This window comes from Psychrobacter sp. Sarcosine-3u-12 (assembly GCF_002836005.1).
In the GTDB taxonomy this organism is placed as follows: domain Bacteria; phylum Pseudomonadota; class Gammaproteobacteria; order Pseudomonadales; family Moraxellaceae; genus Psychrobacter; species Psychrobacter okhotskensis.
Genome location: NZ_PJBY01000070.1, coordinates 20448 through 40208, shown reverse-complemented (window position 1 = coordinate 40208; position 19761 = coordinate 20448). Strand labels below are relative to the sequence as shown.

At 44.9% G+C, this 19761-nt stretch carries 14 protein-coding genes; 12 read left to right on the top strand and 2 right to left on the bottom strand.

The window, feature by feature from the left end; all coding sequences use genetic code 11:
- Positions 1-226: 226 nt before the first annotated feature.
- Positions 227-958 (top strand): FKBP-type peptidyl-prolyl cis-trans isomerase, encoded by a 732-nt coding sequence (locus CXF65_RS02020; protein WP_025653184.1) that lies wholly within the window; start codon positions 227-229, stop codon positions 956-958.
- A gap of 139 nt (positions 959-1097) precedes the next feature.
- On the opposite strand, the gene argA is transcribed toward CXF65_RS02020, so the two are convergent.
- Positions 1098-2420 carry an amino-acid N-acetyltransferase gene (gene argA, locus CXF65_RS02015; RefSeq protein ID WP_101210856.1) on the bottom strand — a complete coding sequence of 441 codons (1323 nt, stop codon included), beginning with the start codon at positions 2418-2420 and terminating at the stop codon, positions 1098-1100.
- Positions 2421-2949: 529 nt separating this feature from the next.
- On the opposite strand from argA, the gene CXF65_RS02010 reads away from it, so the two are divergent.
- Positions 2950-3549 carry a hypothetical protein gene (locus tag CXF65_RS02010; protein ID WP_025653186.1) on the top strand — a complete coding sequence of 200 codons (600 nt, stop codon included), beginning with the start codon at positions 2950-2952 and terminating at the stop codon, positions 3547-3549.
- Between the two features lie 306 nt (positions 3550-3855).
- On the opposite strand, the gene CXF65_RS02005 is transcribed toward CXF65_RS02010, so the two are convergent.
- Positions 3856-4875 carry a patatin-like phospholipase family protein gene (locus CXF65_RS02005; RefSeq protein WP_101210855.1) on the bottom strand — a complete coding sequence of 340 codons (1020 nt, stop codon included), beginning with the start codon at positions 4873-4875 and terminating at the stop codon, positions 3856-3858.
- Positions 4876-5225: 350 nt separating this feature from the next.
- Here CXF65_RS02005 and recG point away from each other — a divergent pair, with 350 nt between their 5' ends.
- The 10 genes from recG to CXF65_RS01955 all read left to right on the top strand — a co-directional run bounded on the left by recG (position 5226) and on the right by CXF65_RS01955 (position 19758).
- Entirely contained in the window at positions 5226-7589 is a 2364-nt protein-coding gene (gene recG / locus CXF65_RS02000; protein ID WP_101210854.1) for an ATP-dependent DNA helicase RecG, read from the top strand.
- Positions 7590-8026: 437 nt separating this feature from the next.
- On the top strand, positions 8027-8941 hold the full coding sequence (locus CXF65_RS01995) for an OmpW/AlkL family protein (RefSeq protein ID WP_227523181.1): 915 nt from the start codon (positions 8027-8029) through the stop codon (positions 8939-8941).
- 387 nt (positions 8942-9328) lie between these two features.
- A complete protein-coding gene (locus CXF65_RS01990; protein ID WP_101210852.1) occupies positions 9329-10696 on the top strand; it encodes an efflux RND transporter periplasmic adaptor subunit in 1368 nt (455 codons plus the stop codon).
- Entirely contained in the window at positions 10693-13797 is a 3105-nt protein-coding gene (locus CXF65_RS01985; protein ID WP_101210851.1) for an efflux RND transporter permease subunit, read from the top strand. Before CXF65_RS01990 ends, CXF65_RS01985 begins: the two co-directional genes overlap by 4 nt.
- Positions 13798-13978: 181 nt before the next feature.
- On the top strand, positions 13979-14593 hold the full coding sequence (locus CXF65_RS01980) for a YceI family protein (protein ID WP_025653194.1): 615 nt from the start codon (positions 13979-13981) through the stop codon (positions 14591-14593).
- 557 nt (positions 14594-15150) lie between these two features.
- The gene (locus tag CXF65_RS01975) at positions 15151-16173 is read left to right on the top strand and encodes a DUF1852 domain-containing protein (RefSeq protein ID WP_025653195.1); all 1023 of its coding nucleotides are present in this window, start codon (positions 15151-15153) and stop codon (positions 16171-16173) included.
- 63 nt (positions 16174-16236) lie between these two features.
- Positions 16237-17265, top strand: a complete 1029-nt coding sequence (locus tag CXF65_RS01970) for a methionine synthase (RefSeq protein ID WP_101210850.1) — start codon at positions 16237-16239, stop codon at positions 17263-17265.
- Between the two features lie 205 nt (positions 17266-17470).
- Positions 17471-17974: a flavin reductase gene (locus tag CXF65_RS01965; RefSeq protein WP_025653197.1), complete on the top strand. Its 504-nt coding sequence runs from the start codon at positions 17471-17473 to the stop codon at positions 17972-17974.
- A 66-nt stretch (positions 17975-18040) separates the two neighbouring features.
- A complete protein-coding gene (locus CXF65_RS01960; RefSeq protein WP_101210849.1) occupies positions 18041-18856 on the top strand; it encodes a sulfite exporter TauE/SafE family protein in 816 nt (271 codons plus the stop codon).
- 317 nt (positions 18857-19173) lie between these two features.
- A complete protein-coding gene (locus tag CXF65_RS01955) occupies positions 19174-19758 on the top strand; it encodes a TetR/AcrR family transcriptional regulator (protein ID WP_025653199.1) in 585 nt (194 codons plus the stop codon).
- Positions 19759-19761: the final 3 nt, after the last annotated feature.

The following is a 19761-nucleotide window of genomic DNA, read 5'->3' as shown; positions in this document are numbered from 1 at the left end:
ATCACCTTAACTAATTTAGCTTAGCTGATGTATTGATAGATTTAAAGACAGAAAGCTTAACCTGTTACTATATTTGTGTGATAACTTGTTATTTTTATGATAAATTTTAACACAGACTGTACATTAGCCCGATAATTTTATCCTAACCGTGGCTCCTAAAACTAAGATTTGTTATTATAGAAATATGTGACATCTCGCCACTATTCTTACAATTTGAGAGTAATATATGAAAAAAATCACCACTTTAAGCGTTAGTGCACTTGCTAGTGCTATGTTATTAGTTACCGGTTGTAGTACTAATAATGGTAATCAAGAAACTTCTACCCAAAGCGTTTCAGTCACTGAAAAAAGCCCAGCCAATGAAAAAGTAGGTTATAGCTTGGGCTATATGATGGCTGAAGGTAACAAAGAAGCGGTCGGTGATCTAAATCTTGATACCTTTGAAAAAGGCTTCCGTGATGGTTATGAAGGCAATGATTCCGCATTGACGCAAGAGCAAATGCAAGAAGTATTGATGACCTATCAAAAAGAGCAAGAAGCGAAGTTTGTCAAAGATATGGAAAGCAAAGCGACTGACAATAAAGCTGCTGGTGAAGCATTCTTAGCGGCAAACGCGAAAAAAGAAGGCGTAAAAGAGACGGCTTCTGGCTTACAATATAAAGTCATCACCCCAGGTACTGGTAAATCACCAAAAGCAACTGACGTGGTCGAAGTAAACTACGAAGGCAAATTGATTGACGGTACGGTATTTGACAGCTCTTATGAGCGTGGTGAGCCAATTGAGTTCCCACTGAATCAAGTCATCGCTGGCTGGACCGAAGGTCTACAGTTGATGAAAGAGGGCGGCAAATATGAGTTTTATATCCCATCAGACATCGCTTATGGCGAAGCGGGCAACTCAGGTATCGAGCCTAACAGCACATTGATCTTTACGGTTGAGCTGTTAAAAGTAAAATAATGCGTTATTAGACTTTTAACCTATAGTGGTTATAAGAAATAAGAAAGCCCTCATAACTATTATGAGGGCTTTTTCGTGTGCGGTAATTAAGTGAGCTTTTAACGACTTAACCTAGGCGCTGACTATAGAGATTTTGGTGCTATAGCGTTTTTTGGAACACTTTAGAGTTACGACCGTTATTATATTTTTCACGGCGCGCTTCTGGTAAAGCGCTTGCCTCAACTTCCGCAAAGCCTTGCTCAACGAACCAATGCGCGGTACGAGTGGTCAGAACAAATAACTTATGCAGACCATGGCTGCGTGCTTGCTGCTCTAAAAATGCCAGCAAGTCAGCACCGCGGCTACCGCTACGATATTCAGGATGAACCGCGACACAAGCCACTTCTGCAGCATCCGCATCTAATGGATAGAGCGCTGCACAGCCCAAAATCATACCATCACGCTCAATGACACTATAATGATCAATCTCTTGCTCTAAGCGTTCGCGCGAGCGGCTGACTAAGATGCCTTGTTCTTCTAATGGCGATAACAGCTCAATAAGTCCCACGACATCGTCGATATCTGCGCGGCGAATCTCTTCATAAGGGTCGTGGCTAATGAGCGTACCAGAGCCATCACGGGTGAATAGCTCTTCCAATAGCGCGCCATCTTTGGCGTAAGAGATAATATGGGTGCGATGGACACCTTGGCGACAAGCGTTACTGGCGCAATTTAAAAAGTAGTTAATCTCACAGTTTAAGTCCCGATCCCGTAAGAAGCGATCGACTTCGTTTGGAATCATCTCGCGTAGCAAGCGGTCATCGTCATTGATGCCGGCTTCTTCACCCAAAAATATAAGCTTGTCCGCGCCAAGTGCCACCGCAGCGCTCAATGCTACATCTTCGGCGAGTAAATTAAAGACTTCACCTGTCGCCGAATAACCCATTGAGCCTAAAATCACAATATGATCGTGGAGTAGGTTATTTTTAATCGCCTCAACGTCGATAGAGCGCACTTCACCGGTCATCTGATAATCGACACCATTACGAATGCCATAGGGACGAGCAGTGACAAAATTGCCCGAAACGGCATCGATGCGCGAGCCATACATGGGTGAGTTGGCCAGTCCCATCGACAGCTGTGCTTCTATCTGTAAGCGGATGGCACCAACGGCTTGTAAGATAGAAGGCATCGCCACACGCGGCGTCACTCGAATGTCTTCATGCAACGGCGAGGTGATATCAGTCCCTTGCAGGTTCTTTTCGATCTGCGGTCGTGCTCCATGTACCAAGACTAGCTTGATACCCAAGCTATGTAACAAGGCAAAGTCATGAATAAGCGTGCTGAAATTCGAATGATTGACCGCTTCACCACCAAACATAATCACGAAAGTCTTACCGCGATGGGTATTAATGTAGGGGGCAGAGTTGCGGAACCAATGAACGTATTCAGGATTAATCTGTGGCATGGCGCTAGTAGTCATAATAGGAGCAATAGTAGTCAGAATAAGAAAAGGGGCGTGACAAAAGATACCTGTCGCTAAAGAATTACCATAGCAAAAAACGCCGTTATGAGCTATCTTTTATTTCAGTAGCGTTAATCAATCTTTATAGTAGATTGACGATATACACAACCTCAACACGCGGTTAGTGTACCTACAAACGCTTTTTGCTATGCTAATCGCTATTGCTTTACAGACGGCTAACGCAGATAATCAATAAAAATAACCGTTATTAGTACTCAGTGTATATGATGATGACTGGTCTATCTATAGCCAGAGATGGTAGCCATTAAATACATTGCTTATATAAAGTCTCATCTATTCAAATCGTCAAAAACTTAAGACGTTAAAACGCAATGTTGCAGCGATAAGTTTTATATTAAAAAGTATTCAGAAGTCAGTGCTGATAAAAAAGCATTAACAAGACAGTATTACTAAGAAGGTATTAACAAGACAGTCAAGTTTTGCCAGCTACGTTTTACCGATACATTAACTAGGGATAATGAAAGTCATGAAAAAAAGTAACCATCTTGCCAATCCTTTTAGCGCTTTTAGCGGCCACCGCTTGTTTCACGTGATAGCCGGTACGCTCGTCGGTGTCATGGCGGTCACCCAAGCATCAGCGATGTTGCCGACGCCAGAGCAAGCGATCGATACTTCAGTTGCTGTGCAGTCCAACAGCAATCAAGCAAGCACCAATAGCGGTAACTCTACCGTGCAAGCCGTTAATAGCAAAATTACCGCCTCGCTGATTAGTGTTGATGCCAATGGTCAAGAGGTCTTGGTGCCGGTTAATGCCAATACGCGTTTGCAGTCAGGCAATGTCTTAGAGTATCAAGGGTATTTTACCAATACCAATGCTGATCGCGTCCGTAAAATGACGGTCACCATGAGTATCCCTGAGCAAGTAGAACTATTGCGCGCGGTCTCTCCTGACTTTCCCTATGGTAGCACCGATGGCAATACTTTCGCCCGTATGCCGCTACGTGGCAAAGTAGACAACCAACTGCAAGAAATCCCATTGAAATACTATAAATCGGTACGCTGGGATATCGAAGGGGTTGGCCTTAATGACACCGTGGCAGTGAAATATCGCGCCCGCGTTAAATAAATTTGCTTATTAATTGATGCCGTCTGTTTAAGCAGAATTGATCTAGCTAACAGTAAAAAGCACCACGATTTATGACTGCGGTGCTTTTTTAATGGCTGAAATTCTAGGGCGTGTCCTCATTTTAAAAATGGTGATAAAAGTGAGGTCAATTGCAGTCAAACAAGGAAAATAGCGCAGATAATATCGAGACATTACGCACTGCTGATATCAATCTTCTTTGCTGTAATGTACCTGCGCAGACAGAGACGACAAAAAATTGATATCAGCAATACCGTGGCGTTTTTAGGGTATTTTGATTATATATCGCTATAGAGTCGCATATTTACTCTGCGATTTTTCTTTAATTAATTGCTTAATCGCAGTGATTTGTGGTGTGGTGGCTTGCGCGCCAGCCGTAATAAGGGCACTACGTTGACTGGTATCTAATGAGCTAATATGACCCACATCAGGGGTAATGACGATGTCAGCGCGCCCGCGTTCATTGCGTATCGATGCGCTGTGTTTGGCGTCTGCATAAGCAACGTTGGAAGTGTTATTAGGTGCTACATTAGAGGATAGATTGTTTTCAAGTAATGCCCAAAAGCCACTCAATGAGGTGATAGCAGGTAAAAGATTGTTCGTTACGTTCTTTTTGCTAGTAGGCACTGTCACGTCGACAGCGATGATGATATCTGCCCCCAAATCACGCGCGCTATCGACAGGCACTAAGCTGACCACACCGCCATCAATATATTTTTTGCCAACTTTTTCGGGAATACGCGGGGCAATAAAAATATTGGGCACGCTACAAGACGCTTGAACGGCAAGTCCAGCATCTCCCGTGCTAAAGACCGCTTTTTTTAGTGTGTGCTTCTCAGCCGCGACCGCAGCGAAGTGTATGGGAAAAGACTCTATAGGGCGTCCGCCAACTTTGGTATTAATAAAGTTTTTGAGTTTGATACCTTCTATAAAGCCTTGGTTGGATAAGGTAAAGTCCGTCAATTCGCTATCAGTGGTGGTCAATGCCAAGCGCTCAAGCTGTGCTGGCATGTAACCGCTGGCATATAGACTACCAACCAAGCTGCCGACGCTGGTGCCAACGACCAAAGTTGGTTTGATGCCGTTTGCTTCTAACGCCTTAATTACGCCAACATGCGCAAAACCTTTGGCACCGCCGCCGCCCAATACCAACGCAACTTTTGGTGCATCTGCTATGGGTGCTACTGATGTTGGTGGCGGTGTCAGCGTGCTACAAGCGTTGATACTTAGGGACAATATGGCAAACACACTGATACGCAGGAATAGCAAATGATGATAAGATTGAGGCAGTAAAGTGGGCGCAAACATAAAAAAGACCTTATAAAATCATCATAAGTTAGGGCATTGGTTGATTGTTTATACGTTTAATTCTTGAGACATTTATTTATCAAGCAAGCTATTTATCGATAAAGTTTCTTATCGGTAAAGTTGCTAATCCATAAAGGATAGATTGGATGTATGTCTCCACAAAGCATCTAGACGCAGTATTACTAAATAGCTTAGCATAATCAATCATATTGTCAGTTATAATGAGTCTGACTCAGTATTTTTATAGCCAGTTGATTATCATCGCTTTTATAGGTCGTAAGTAGTATCAGAGTGCCTAATAAACTATTTTGCACTTACGCAATGTAAAACCAATATCGTTAGGATTTTTGATGCCCATATCGGTTAGTCACGCCTCATCACCTTCCTCAACTCAGTCAGCCGAGCATTGGAGATCTGAGCAGCCTATGTCGGCACTCGATATGCCAGTGACGGCGCTGGCAGGTGTTGGCTCCAAGGTTGCCGAGCAACTGGCACAGTTGAGTATTGTGCGAATCTTTGATTTGCTACTGCACCTGCCACGAGATTATGAAGACCGTAGCCGACTGGTATCGATAGCAGACGTGGGGCATGGACAAGCAGCGTTAATCACTGGGCGCGTGGTACACGTCGATGTCAAGCGCAGTGGCATGACCGTGATTGTAGATGATGACACTGGGACGATATCTTTACGGTTTTTTAAAGTCTATCGAGGTCTGGCGCAGACCATGAGTTTGGGCACGCAATTGCAATTGTTCGGCGAAGTAAAAGTCAGCCGTTATGGTAAGCAGATGCATCATCCCGAGTATCAAATCATTACTGATAGCAGCGCCATAACCAATACTGGGTTGCAGCCCATTTATCCTAGTGTCAAAGGCTTGCATCAGAATAAATTGCGTACTTTGATTAAGTTGGCGCTACAAACTGTGCGCAGTCAAGGTCTACCGATGACGCTGTTTACCAATGACGATTTTGCCGTGGTCGCTGATTTACCGTTAGCACCCTTTGAGCCTACTAAATCAGCAGTTACAGAAGATGATTTTCCAGACGATATTTTTTCAACGCTTGCCCGCAGTGTGCCTGACAATTCTATTAATAATAGTGTCAATAAAACCAGCCCTTCTACTTATAGTGCAAATAATGAACCCCATACAGCCGCTGCTAGTATTGCCAATAGTAATGTCTATAACCTGACGATATTTGAAGCCTTAGTGTTATTGCACACGCCGCCCACTTATACCGATGCTGGTCGGCAATATCAGCTGCTCACTCAATTAAGTGCTCGTACTCATGCGGCATGCCAGCGATTAATCATTGAAGAGTTAACCGCGCATCAACTCAGTTTGTTATATCGACGTCAGCAATTACATCAGCATAAAGCACCTAAATGTGCCGCTCAAAGCCCGCTTGCGGATAAGTTGTTTGCCGCTTTACCCTTTGATTTAACAGGCGCACAGCAACGGGTGATGAAAGACATCACAGCTGATATGGCGACTTCTATTCCGATGTTGCGACTGGTACAAGGCGATGTGGGCGCTGGTAAAACGTTGGTCGCGGCAGGTGCGGCAGGCTATGCGCTCGACAGTGGCTGGCAAGTGGCGGTTATGGCACCCACAGAGATTTTAGCAGAGCAGCATTTGGTCAATTTTAAAAACTGGTTTGAACCCTTAGGTGTTGGGGTCGGCTGGTTGGCTGGCAAACAAACCGCGAAGCAGCGCCGCGAAGCATTAGAGGCGGTGAGTGAGAATACGGTGCAAATAGTGGTTGGGACTCATGCGTTGTTTCAAGAAACAGTACAGTTTGCCAAGTTGGGCTTGGTCATTATCGATGAGCAGCATCGTTTTGGCGTTGAGCAGCGTATGGCCTTGACCAATAAAGGCGTAGCCAATAGCACGCCGCATCAGCTGATTATGACGGCAACGCCCATTCCGCGTACGCTGGCGATGAGCGTCTATGGTGATATGGATACCTCTATCATTGATGAGTTGCCACCCGGTCGTACACCAATTACGACAGTGACCATTGACCGTAATCGCCGCGATGAGGTGATTGAGCGTATTGCGATTAATTGTGAGGCGGGCAGGCAGGCCTATTGGGTCTGCTCATTAGTAGAAGAATCTAGTGTGCTGGATGCGCAAGCGGCGGAAGCCACTTATGAAGACCTAAATGAGCGCTTAAATATTCGCATTGGTCTCGTCCATGGCAAGATGAAGTCCGCTGACAAACAAGCCATCATGCAAGCATTCAAATCCGGAAATCTTGATCTGCTCATTGCCACAACGGTCATCGAGGTTGGCGTCGATGTGCCGAATGCGTCGCTCATGGTCATTGAAAATGCCGAACGTTTAGGGTTGTCACAGCTACATCAATTGCGTGGACGCGTCGGGCGTGGTTCGACCAAAAGCTACTGTGTGTTGTTATACCAAAAGCCGTTGTCAGAAACAGGCACGGAGCGCTTAAATGTATTGCGCGACAGTACCGATGGCTTTGTCATTGCCCAAAAAGACTTAGAGCTGCGCGGGCCGGGTGAGCTGCTGGGTAAACGTCAAACGGGCAATGTCGGTTATTATTTGGCCGATCTGATTCGTGATGAGCAATTATTTGCCATTGCCCAGCACCTTGCCAAACACTTAATTGCTGATCCTGCACGTAAAGCAGATGTCAGTCAGCTTATCCATCGCTGGATGCCAGAAGCCAGCCGTTACACCAATGCATAGCGGGTTTTTTATCCGTATAGTCAATCCTATATAAATTAGACTCATTAAGTTTACTACTTGCCTTACTTTCACTCGCCTCCCTTTTATCTGAATTGTCTTGAGCCAACCATACTATTATCGAATAATTTATATAGTTATGTTCTTTTACTGGTTATATTTATTCGCTAATATCAATTTACGAATATAAAATATGAGTATAATCAATTGTTTATAGTTTATCTGTATTGCGATAGCTTGCGCTCAAATATTCGCACTCTAATATCTTAATAAACTAATATTGACTTATTTGTTCGATAATTTCGGTTGATATATGTTCACTACTATGGCAGTTTATGTTGCTGCATCACTATTTGTGACCGTGCTGGTTTGCTAGTATGTGGCTGTTTTGGCGTTTTAGTTAGAACGAAAAGTGGCCAAATAATACTATAGTCGTTGCTTTGATAGCTTCTAACAGGACGTTAGAAAATGGTAGTGTACGTATCTCAACGGTTCGAGAAGTCATCGACCCTGATCAAGATTCCGGCACATTAAGAGCCGTAAATGGGCTGTTAGGTATTTTGCCAGCTGATACGGATCTAGGAGAGTTGGGTGCATCGGCATCGGGCACAGTCAACGTTAATGGCTTAGAGAGCTGGACCAGTGCTGGTACTGGTTTAGAATCTGATGATGTCGATACGGCAGGTTTGTTGTTCAACTATTATTTTGATGACAACTGGTCAGTAGAGTTCAAAGCGGGCATACCACCAAAAGTAGATATCATGGGTAAGGGTCAGGTCTTCGCCCCCTTTACTGGTGAGGTTAATGCTAGTGGGATAGGCTCGGTATTGCCAGAGTTTGCGATTAAAAAAGACATTCCGATTACGGACTTAGAGCAAGGCAATGGGGTGGCATCAACGGCGCGAGCTTGGCTACCAGCAGCTGGTATACAGTATCAATTTGGCCAATCTGGCGTCAATAAATTCCGCCCTTACGTGGTAGCAGGCGTCATGTATGCCTACTTTAATGATATCGATTTGAATGACGGTATCCGTCAAGACTTGGAGCGTGCTGGCGATCAAATCCAAAATATCAAAGATGGCAAAGCAGGCGCTGCTTTAGAAAATGTAAAATCTAGTAGTGCGATGAAGGTTGATGTCGAGGCCGATAGCGCCTTTGCCCCTATCCTCACTCTTGGTGCGACTTATGACTTTAATGACAGATGGTTTGGCGTCGGCTCTTTGTCCTATGCAAAACTCGATAGCGACACAACTATTACGGTCAAAAACGAAGCTGGCGAAAAACTGATTCGTGCCAAGTCTAACCTTGATATCGATCCATACATTACTTATCTTGGCGTCGGCTATCGCTTCTAATTTACTGGTGATAGATGCTCGAACTTGATTAATGACAACGCACATTCTTAGGGGTGTGCGTTGTGTTATGTGGCTACTTCGTTTTATAGTCAAATTACTATAAAAATGTTACGGCGTTGACCTCGTTTGAAGTATGACCTATACATCTGCACTCGGCTGCCTTGTACTATTTCCAAATTGAACCGACTATATAAAAAACAAGATGACGATTAGATTGTGCTATCCTCAATTATTTTATAGATTATTGCAATAATAAACATCAGCTTAGAGACTGCCTCTACTTTCTGCCATTTTTATTATTACTATCATTTATAGCTATGACTAGGCTTAACAACCTATGCTAATTGTTTTGAATTTTATTATTGCCCGTACTTATAGAGACTTATCATGAGCGATCTTGAAGAAACCAACCCTAAACTATCTCCTGAATCTGAGCTGCCACCATACCGTCAAGCTGACACGCTAGGTAATAAACCTTCGTCAAAGATGCCGCTGTGGTTGTTGCCAGTGCTCGGTATTGTGCTGGTCATTGGTGTCCTGCTCGGAAAATATTGGGGCGCTGGTGATGAGGCGCTCAGCGATGGGTCACCAACATCGGCAAGCACACAAAACGATGGCAAAAATCCGAGCGATGCCAGTACGGAGCAGTCTGTGCTATCGGTAGAAACCGTGATGCCAAGCCAAGATACGATTGGCAATACTTTGAGTGCGGACGGTACCATCAGTGCCAAAGATGTCGCTAATGTCAGCCCTAAAGTAAATGGTGTGGCTATCGAGCAGGTGTTGGTTGAAGAAGGCGATCGGGTCAAAGCGGGGCAAGTCCTGGCGATATTTGATACTGATGCCATGCGGCAGCAAGTCTTGCAGGCAGAAGCCGATGTTGCCGAAGCCGAAGCAACGCTTGCCAATGCAACTGCCGATGCCGCTCGTGTCCTACCGCTGATTGAGATTGATGCCATTAGTAGGCAAGAAGCGGATCGCTATCGTACCTCAAAGCTACAGGCAGAGGCGGCCTTGCAAGCGTCGAAAGCGCGTCTTAGTACCCAACGCTTGAGTGTGAAGAACGCCAATGTGCTCGCGCCAGTCAGCGGTGTTATCAGTGAAAAAATGGCGGAAGTCGGTATGGTTGCTGGAGGCGTTGCTGGAGGCGTTGCTGGAGGCGAGCCATTATTTACCATTATTAAAGGCGGTATTTTAGAGTGGCGTGCGGATATCGATCCTAAGCTGCTAGGCGAAGTGAGTGTCGGTACGCCAGTGCGCGTCAGCTTGCCAGCCGGCGATTCGGTCATGGGTAAAGTTAATCGTATTGCGCCAACGGCCGATGATAATCGCCAAATCACCATTTATGCTAGCCTTGCGCCAAACTCAAAAGTACGCGCGGGCATGTATCAAACGGGCGAGTTTTTATTGGGTAGCACCAGCGCGCAAACGGTGCCCAATAGCGCTATCGTCAGTAATGACGGCTATGATTACGTGATGCTAGTGACCAATATTAAGAGCCAAGACGGTCAAAACATTGGCCGTATCAAGCAACAACGCGTAACTTTGGGTGAGCGCTTTGGTGACAATGTGGCACTAACGGAGCCACTATCAGCAGACAGCCGACTTGTAAAGCAGGGCGGTAGCTTTTTAAACGACGGCGACTTGGTACGTATCGTTGATGGTCTAAATACCGCCATTGATACATCAGGCAGCCAAACTGGTAAAGCTGCAAACACTGCAACCACTGGCACAGCCACGCAGGCGCGCTCATGAGTTTAAATGTCTCCGCTTACTCGATTAGAAACCCTTTGGTTGCCATCTTGCTGTTTGTGCTGCTGACCTTGGGCGGCATCTACGGTTTTATGCAAATGAAGGTGCAGCAGTTTCCAGATATTGATTTGCCAGCGGTCGTGGTCACGGTGACTTTGCCGGGTGCCGCACCGTCGCAGCTCGAAAACGATATTGCCAAAAAGATAGAAAATAAGCTCACTAGTATTGAAGGTGTCAAGCATATTCGGACGACGCTACAAACTGGGGCGGCCACGATGGTCACTGAGTTTGTCTTAGAAAAAGATATCCAAGAAGCGGTCGACGATGTGCGTTCAGCGGTCGGTGAAGTGCAGGGCGACCTACCAGCAGCGGCCAATGATCCTATCATTACGAAGGTCTCAACTGCCGGATTCCCAGTCGTCACCTATTCGGTGGCTGCTGATAACATGAATGTAGAAGACCTCTCTTGGTTCGTGGATGATACCGTTACCAAGCGTCTCTCTGACATTCCGGGCGTCAGTACGGTAAGCCGGATCGGTGGTTTACAGCGTGAGATTACCGTCGCGGCGGATCCTATCGCTTTGAGTGGGCTAAAGTATTCTATTACTCAGCTGTCGCAACAAATAGCGGGTATTCAACAAGACAGCTCAGGTGGTGAAGCGGAAGTGGGCACAACCACGCAAACCATTCGGGTGTTGGGTGCGGTCGAGCGCGCAGGTGAGCTGAATGATCTGCAAGTAGCTGTACCAACAGGTGGCACCCAAGCGCTTGGGCGTATGGCACAAATCACTGATGGCGCGGCTGATCCAAGCTCTATTGCTAAACTCGATGGGCAAACGGTGGTGGCGTTTAATATTACGCGCTCACGCGGTGCCAGTGAAGTTGAAGTGATGGAGCTGGTCGATGCAGAGCTTGCCAAGCTGTCCGCAGACGTCGGCAATATCAATATTGAAAAAGTCTATGACCGGGCCACTCCCATTGCAGAAGACTATCAAGCCTCACTACGTATGCTCATTGAAGGCGGTTTGCTCGCCGTAGTAGTGGTATTCCTGTTTTTAAAGAATATTCGTGCCACCATCGTAGCGGCAGTGGCGTTGCCGCTATCCGTCATTCCTACTTTTTTAGGCATGTATCTGTTTGGCTTTAGTCTCAATATTATCTCCCTGTTAGCACTGTCACTGGTCATTGGCGTACTGGTCGATGATGCCATCGTTGAGGTCGAAAACATCATTCGCCATCTGCGTATGGGTAAGACGCCTTATGAGGCAGCGATGGAAGCCGCCGATGAGATTGGGTTGGCAGTAGTCGCCACGACTTTTACCCTAATTGCAGTATTTTTGCCCACCGCTTTTATGGGTGGTATTGTCGGTCAGTTCTTTCGTCAGTTTGGTTGGACGGCCGCCTTATCAATTTTTGCCTCATTAATGGTGGCGCGTTTGATCACGCCCATGATGGCGGCCTATATCCTACGACCAGAAAAAAAGTACGTCGAAAAACAAAGCAAAATGATGACGTGGTATCTCAAGATAGTCTCATGGACGTTGCAGCATCGCTGGCTCACGATGGGCGCAACCTTGGTCTTGTTTGTGGCCTCGCTGGCATTGGTAAAACTGCTACCGACGTCTTTTATTCCCGATAACGATATTAACCAAACGCGTGTGGCAATTGAGCTTACGCCTGATGTGGCTTTAGAGGATACTGAGCGCGTTGCCGCACTGGCCAGTGCGCGTATTTTAGCCATGCCTGAAGTGACCAATATCTTTACCTCAGTGGGGGAAGCGCAGCAGGAGATGGATTCCGCTTCAAGCGGGGGTAAAGCAGAAAACATCGCTGGCTTGGATATTGTGCTAGCGCCGCGAGCAGAGCGTATCTCTAAACAAGAGATTGAACGAAAAATTAGTAATATGTTGGCAGAGGTGCCGGGTGCTCGTTTTACAGTCGGTCTATCGAGCGGCGGTGAGACAGGATATAATTTTTCTTTAACCAGTACCAATCCAGAAGTATTAGAACAGACTGTCCAGCAGATCATGTCAGATATCCGTGCGTTACCGAGTGCTGGATCAGTGACCAGCGACCGCAGTTTGCCGCGTCAGGAGCTGACAGTGACGCCGAACCGATTGGCGATGGCTGATAAAGGGGTGACCACCCAAGATATCGCTACCACGTTACGTATAGCGACCGTTGGTGACTATGAGCAGCGTTTATCCAAGCTGAACTTAGACACGCGGCAGATACCTATTGTGGTGCGCTTGCCAGATATTGCCAAGCAAAATGTCAGTCAATTAGAGGGTTTGTATGTGCCGAATACCCAGCCTGCAGGTCAAGGGGTGCGGGTCGGTGAGGTTGCGTCGCTAAACTTTGGCACAGGACCTGCTCAGATTAATAGGCTTGATAGAGAGCGTGCTATTACGATTACTGTCCAGCCTGCCAGTGGCGAGCTGGGTGATTTGGTGCAAGCGGTCAAAAGTACACCGACGATGCAGCAACTACCATCGTCAATTACTGTCATTGATCAAGGTCAGGCAGAAAACATGGCCGAGTTATTCAGCGGCTTTATTATCGCTATGTCTGTCGGTGTGGTCTGTATCTTAGGCGTGCTTATTCTGTTATTTGGACGTCTGCTACAACCTTTCACCATTCTGATGGCATTGCCTTTGTCTATTGGTGGTGCCTTCGTCGGCTTGGTGATTACCAATAGTAGTCTGTCTATGCCATCGATGATTGGCTTTATCATGCTAATGGGTATCGCTACCAAGAACTCTATCTTGCTGGTCGATTATGCGCTGATTGCACAGCGTCGTGGCATGGCACGTTTTGAGGCAATTATTGATGCCTGTCATAAGCGCGCGCGTCCTATCATTATGACCACTATTGCGATGGGTGCTGGCATGTTGCCATTGGTGTTTGGCTGGGGCGATGCGGATCCTACTTTCCGTCGTCCGATGGCAGCTGCTGTTCTTGGCGGTCTGGTAACCTCCACATTATTAAGCTTAGTGGTGATTCCAGTGGTTTATACCTTGATGGATGATTTGTCAGGCTGGTTTGCTAAATGGCTAATGCCGCATGGCAAAGAAAAGCAGGCAACGATGGAGGAAAAGGTCTGAGGAAAAGGTCTAGGGCATACCTTATTGTAGGGCCTTAGTAGGTCGTGAATGATGACATGATGATGGCGCAAGACAATATTTATTGCTTAAATAGGGTCTTAGCGTCATTATATATGGACAAAGTTGTTGATCACAGCGGACGTGATTGACCTACCATAGACCGCTACAAAGGAATGTCGTTATGCGTCGATTCTCACTACCACCCGTCGTTTTATCTTATCGTAAGCCTCTGGCAGCGCTTCTATTGCTTGCTTTAGGTATCACTAGTAGTCAAGCTACCACCTATAATATCGATCCAACCCATGCCAATGCCCGCTTTGCGATTGACCATTTTGGTACTTCTACCAATACAGGTGGCTTTTACAATATAACGGGTCAGGTAGAGTACGACCCAGAGTCTAAGCTAGGCAATGTCTCGTTGGTTATTCCGCTAAACAGTCTAAATACTGGCAACAAAGAATTTGATAACACTCTTAAAAGTGCAGATTTTTTTGATATTGAAAAGTTCCCATTGGCTTCTTTTAAGTCTACTAAGTGGCATTTTGCAGATGAAAAAGGCAGCGCCGGGGTCACTAAAGTTGATGGCATGCTGACAATGCATGGTAAGACCAACCCTATTACGTTAACAGCAACCAAATTCAACTGCTATTTTAGCTTTATACTAAAAAAATCCGTGTGCGGTGGAGATTTTAAGACGACGCTTGATCGAACCAAGTGGGGCATTAGCAAATATACCTTGTTAGGTATCACTGAAAAAGTTGATTTGGATATTCAGATTGAGGCGGCAAAGCAGTAGATTTCTAGGGCGTGTCCTCATTTTAAAAATGGTCATAAAAATAAGATAAATTGCCGTCAAAAGAGGAAAGTAGCGCAAATAATATCGAGATATTAATCAGCTATTTGACAATGTTTGGCAAAATTTAGCCATTTTTAGTCCATTTAGATACAAGCGTTTGAATTGAGGACACGCTCTAGGCTTAGAAGCAGATTTTTTATGTAACCGTGTGAAGTATATTTATCATGGTAAGCAGAAAAACCAAGACTTATAGCGTTTTGGTTTTTTTATTGAGTCATTACTTATCGCCAAACTCTTCCTATCTTCCTTGTTGGTGCCTACTTAGCTCTTGCATTAGATAGGGCTGCCGTATCCATCATATAGTCAAAATATCCTAAAAACGCGACGATATTGCTGATATCAGTTTTCTTCTATCGTGTGGCAACTCTTCTAACATGAATAATATTCATCTTATATCAAAATTGTATCGTTTTTATTCATGTAGTGATTTAGGTATGATTACCACATACAAAAATTTGGTGTTATCTCAGTCAATGAGATTAGGGTAGGAGATTATCATGAGTAAACAATTTACATATTCCATCTCGAGCATTCGTTTTGATGAAAACTATCAGCCAGCAGACAGCACACGTCTGACGACTAACTTTGCCAATTTGGCGCGTGGCGAGAGACGTCAAGAGAACTTACGCAAAACGCTGACTATGATAAATAACCGTTTTAATGATCTCGCGCATTGGGATAACCCAACAGCAGACCGTTATTCCGTTGAAGTTGATATCATCTCTGCTGACTTGGATATCGAAGGTAATGGTCATACATTCCCAGTCATTGAGACCTTAAAAACAACGATTGTGGATCATAAAGAAAACAAGCGTATTGACGGTATGATTGGCAATAGCTTCTCCTCTTATGTGCGCGATTATGACTTTAGCATTGTACTGCCGGAACATTTTGAGAAAAACCCAAAATCGCCACCAGCAGCCGATTTTGGTGATTTGCACGGCAAACTGTTTCAACACTTATTGAACTCAGAGGCCTATCAAACCAACTTTGATAAACAACCTGTGATTTGTCTGAGTGTGTCAAGTAGTAAAGTCTATCAGCGTACTGGCAATCAGCATCCTGTACTAGGGCTTGAATACAAGCAAGATGAGTATTCCTTAACCGATGACTATTTCCATAAAATGGGCTTAACAGTGCGCTACTTTATGCCTGCCGGTAGTGTGGCGCCTTTAGCATTTTATTTCGCGGGCGATTTGCTGAGTGATTACACCGACCTTGAGCTAATCAGTGCCATCAGTACCATGGAGACTTTTCAAAAGATTTACCGCCCTGAAATCTATAATGCCAACTCAACCGCTGGTCACGTATATCAGCCAAGTTTGAAATACCAAGATTATTCACTGACTCAAATTGTCTATGACCGCGAGGAGCGCAGCCAGATGGCGGTGACGCAAGGCAAATTTACCGAAGATGAGTTCATTAAACCCTATCAGGCCATTCTTGATGAGTGGGCGGCAAACTATGTAGTGACAAGTGAAACTGTGCAAAAAGAAGCGGTAAAAAAACGCGCGGCTTAATAGACCTTTATCAACCGACATATAAAAAAAACTAAAAGACTAAAATATAAAAGAGTAACCAATATGGAATTATTATTACCAACCTCAACCGCGGGCAGCTTACCAAAACCTTCTTGGTTGGCAGAACCTGAGAAAATCTGGTCACCTTGGGCATTAGAAGGGGAGCAGTTAAGTGAAGCCAAACAAGATGCACTACGTTTGACATTGCAAGAACAGAGACATGCAGGGATAGATATCGTTAGTGATGGCGAGCAGACCCGCCAGCATTTTGTGACCACCTTCATTGAACATTTAGATGGCGTAGATTTTGAGAATCGTAAAACTGTCAAAATTCGTGATCGCTATGAGGCGAGTGTGCCGTCAGTCGTGGGTGCGGTGAGCCGTCAAAGACCAGTATTTGTGGACGATGCCAAATTCTTACGTCAGCAAACCGATCAGCCACTCAAATGGGCATTGCCCGGTCCGATGACGATGATTGATACGCTGTATGATGGCCATTATAAAAGTCGTGAAAAGCTGGCTTGGGAATTTGCTAAAATCCTCAATCAGGAAGCCAAAGAGTTGGAGGCAGCTGGGGTGGATATTATCCAATTCGATGAGCCTGCGTTTAATGTGTTCTTTGATGACGTAAACGACTGGGGTATTGCCACTTTAGAGCGTGCTATTGAAGGTCTAAAGTGTGAAACGGCGGTGCATATCTGCTACGGCTATGGCATCAAGGCTAATAATGACTGGAAAAAAACACTGGGTTCCGAGTGGCGTCAATATGAGCAAGCCTTTCCAAAATTGCAGCAGTCAAGCATTGATATCGTCTCGCTTGAGTGCCAAAACTCGCACGTGCCGATGGATTTGATTGAACTGATTCGCGGTAAAAAAGTAATGGTCGGCGCTATCGATGTGGCAACCAATACTATTGAAACCCCTGAAGAAGTGGCAGATACCCTACGCAAAGTTCTACAATTCGTCGATGCCGATAAGCTCTATCCCTCGACCAATTGCGGCATGGCACCTTTGCCTCGCGAGGTAGCACGCGGCAAGTTGAAAGCGTTGAGCGAGGGCGCGGCAATCATTCGCAAAGAGCTAAGCGTTTAGCATTTCTTAACAAGCCCTAGCTTGTTTAAGCCCATGAATGGCCTCAGTTATTACTAAACAAACTTATAGCTATAAAATTTAATTATTGTAGGCTGGGTTTTTAACTCAGCTTCTATATTTTTAAAAATACAATGCTGGGTCAAAAACCCAGCCTACAGCTGAGCGCGTTTTAAAAATAATCTGTGATAAATTTAGGACTGAAATTATGATTGAAGCCACCGACTTTAGAGATGCCATGTCGCTATTGACGACTGCCGTTAATGTGGTTACCACAAAAGGTAACTCTGGTATTCATGGGTTTACGGCATCTGCGGTATGTAGCGTCACAGACACACCGCCTACCTTGCTGGTCTGTATGAATCAGACCTCTCGCTCACATGCCCACTTTCTTGAAAATAAAACCTTGAGTGTCAATGTACTAGGCGCACAGCATGAGCCAATATCTAATGCCTTTGCCTCAAAATTAAGTTCGGAAGAACGATTTAAACAGGGCGCTTGGACGCAATTAGCGACAGGTGCGCCTGTTTTAGAGGATGCGCTGGTCAGTTTTGATTGTGAGATTGAGCATATTCAAGAAGTAGGCACACATAGCGTCTTTATGTGTCGTGTAGTCGCCATCAAGCACGCCGTATCACAAGGTGGCACTGATGAAAGTTTGGTGTATTTTAATCGTGCTTACCATCAAGTAGGTCAGATAGAAATCGTTTAAGATAACGTATCTATTTTATTTAGCATCGACTATAAAACTATCATTTAACCGAGAAGTAACTATCCCGTGGAAATACTCATTTTTTTAATAATTGGGGCGCTGGCAGGTTTTGCTGCAGGGCTATTTGGCGTGGGCGGTGGCACCATCATCGTACCATTATTATTTATTGTCTTTACTCAAATGGGCTACAGCCCTGACAATATCATGCATTTGGCGTTAGGGACATCACTAGCAACCATCATTGTCACCTCTATTAGCTCGCTCATGGCGCATAATAAAAAGGGCGCGGTCATGTGGCCTGTCTTTAAAAATCTCGCACCAGGTCTAGCGCTTGGTTGCTTTTTGGGCGCAGGAATAGCAGGGCAAATATCTGGGCTATATCTCCAGCTTATCGTTGGCGTATTCTTACTTTGGGTCGCTTATAAAATGTTTTTTGGGGGTAAAAAGCAGGTCGCTAGTCATTCTCATGATGTTAATCCAGAACTGCCGTCTAAGCCTAAGCAATTAGCAGCAGGCGGGGTTATCGGTGTCGCTTCTGCCATTTTTGGTATCGGTGGTGGCAGCTTAACCGTTCCTTATCTCACGCGTTATGGCGTGGTCATGCAAAAAGCCGTTGGCACATCAGCAGCCTGTGGATTGCCGATTGCCATTGCTGGTGCGTTGGGCTTTATGATTTTTGGCATGCAGCAGCAAGTCGATGTGCCCAATACCATTGGCTTCGTCCATATTTATGCCTTTTTAGGCATTAGTATTATGAGCTTTTTTACCGCAAAAGTAGGTGCGAAAGTCGCGCATATACTATCACCAGCATTACTAAAAAAATGTTTTGCGATATTATTAACGGTGGTAGGGTTTTATTTCCTTTATAAAGGCTTGGTTTAAGCGCAGCAGCATATCGATTTTGACCTTCAAAAAGCGATATCCAATTAATCGTGTAAATGAATCTTATTGAACCCATCTAGTCGCTCTTGCTTTAGCTAAAAATAGAAAACACTCAACTTGGTTGGGTGTTTTTTTTTGTTTCTGCTAAAGACTCAGTGAAGCAGTTACAGAGCAATTCGTCAGCCACTTTCAACTCCTTTTGGGTATGGGTGGCATTCATCTTTGGCATATGCTTATGACATTGACAGATAGTGAATCTACCATTACCATACCCAACTAATAGACCGGTTGTTATAATTTTAAAAAGGATCTCGTTAATGAATGAGAAAGTGAAGTCAAAAGATGTGCTGATTGAGACAGCATCACGCCTGTTTAAGGTGCGTGGATATTGCGGAGTAGGCTTAAATGACATTATTGAAGAGAGCGGCATCCCTAAGGGTTCGTTGTATTACTACTTTCCAGAAGGCAAAGAACAATTAGCAATTGCAGCGATTGATAACACCAAAAAACTGGTTATGGAAGACATCAAGCATATTTTTAATAAGACTTCTAATCTAATAGATGCCTTGCAAGCTTATGTGTATGAATTGTCCAAGGTATTTGGGGAGGGTGGTGATCCGATTGGCTCTCCGATTGGCACCATTGCTGGAGAAAAACATTCTACGAGTGAGCCGATTCGATTGGCGTGTGAAGCAACTTTTAAGAGTTGGCAATCTATCTATACGGAGAAGTTTCTTGAAGCAGGCTATCCAGAGGATCAAGCCAAAAGCTTAGCGACTGTTTTTCATGCGTTGACTGAAGGCGGTATCTTATTAGCGTTAACGATGAAAAGTGGTAAGCCACTTGAAGCGATAGCAGAACAAATCCCCTCATTATTTATAAAAAAATTGGTTGAGAAATAATTA

What these genes read in the sequence shown, in the direction of transcription:
- CXF65_RS02020 (WP_025653184.1), top strand. Translation starts at nt 227, where the DNA reads ATGAAAAAAATCACCACTTTAAGCGTTAGTGCACTTGCTAGTGCTATG.
- argA (WP_101210856.1), bottom strand. Translation starts at nt 2,420, where the DNA reads ATGACTACTAGCGCCATGCCACAGATTAATCCTGAATACGTTCATTGG.
- CXF65_RS02010 (WP_025653186.1), top strand. Translation starts at nt 2,950, where the DNA reads ATGAAAAAAAGTAACCATCTTGCCAATCCTTTTAGCGCTTTTAGCGGC.
- CXF65_RS02005 (WP_101210855.1), bottom strand. Translation starts at nt 4,875, where the DNA reads ATGTTTGCGCCCACTTTACTGCCTCAATCTTATCATCATTTGCTATTC.
- recG (WP_101210854.1), top strand. Translation starts at nt 5,226, where the DNA reads ATGCCCATATCGGTTAGTCACGCCTCATCACCTTCCTCAACTCAGTCA.
- CXF65_RS01990 (WP_101210852.1), top strand. Translation starts at nt 9,329, where the DNA reads ATGAGCGATCTTGAAGAAACCAACCCTAAACTATCTCCTGAATCTGAG.
- CXF65_RS01985 (WP_101210851.1), top strand. Translation starts at nt 10,693, where the DNA reads ATGAGTTTAAATGTCTCCGCTTACTCGATTAGAAACCCTTTGGTTGCC.
- CXF65_RS01980 (WP_025653194.1), top strand. Translation starts at nt 13,979, where the DNA reads ATGCGTCGATTCTCACTACCACCCGTCGTTTTATCTTATCGTAAGCCT.
- CXF65_RS01975 (WP_025653195.1), top strand. Translation starts at nt 15,151, where the DNA reads ATGAGTAAACAATTTACATATTCCATCTCGAGCATTCGTTTTGATGAA.
- CXF65_RS01970 (WP_101210850.1), top strand. Translation starts at nt 16,237, where the DNA reads ATGGAATTATTATTACCAACCTCAACCGCGGGCAGCTTACCAAAACCT.
- CXF65_RS01965 (WP_025653197.1), top strand. Translation starts at nt 17,471, where the DNA reads ATGATTGAAGCCACCGACTTTAGAGATGCCATGTCGCTATTGACGACT.
- CXF65_RS01955 (WP_025653199.1), top strand. Translation starts at nt 19,174, where the DNA reads ATGAATGAGAAAGTGAAGTCAAAAGATGTGCTGATTGAGACAGCATCA.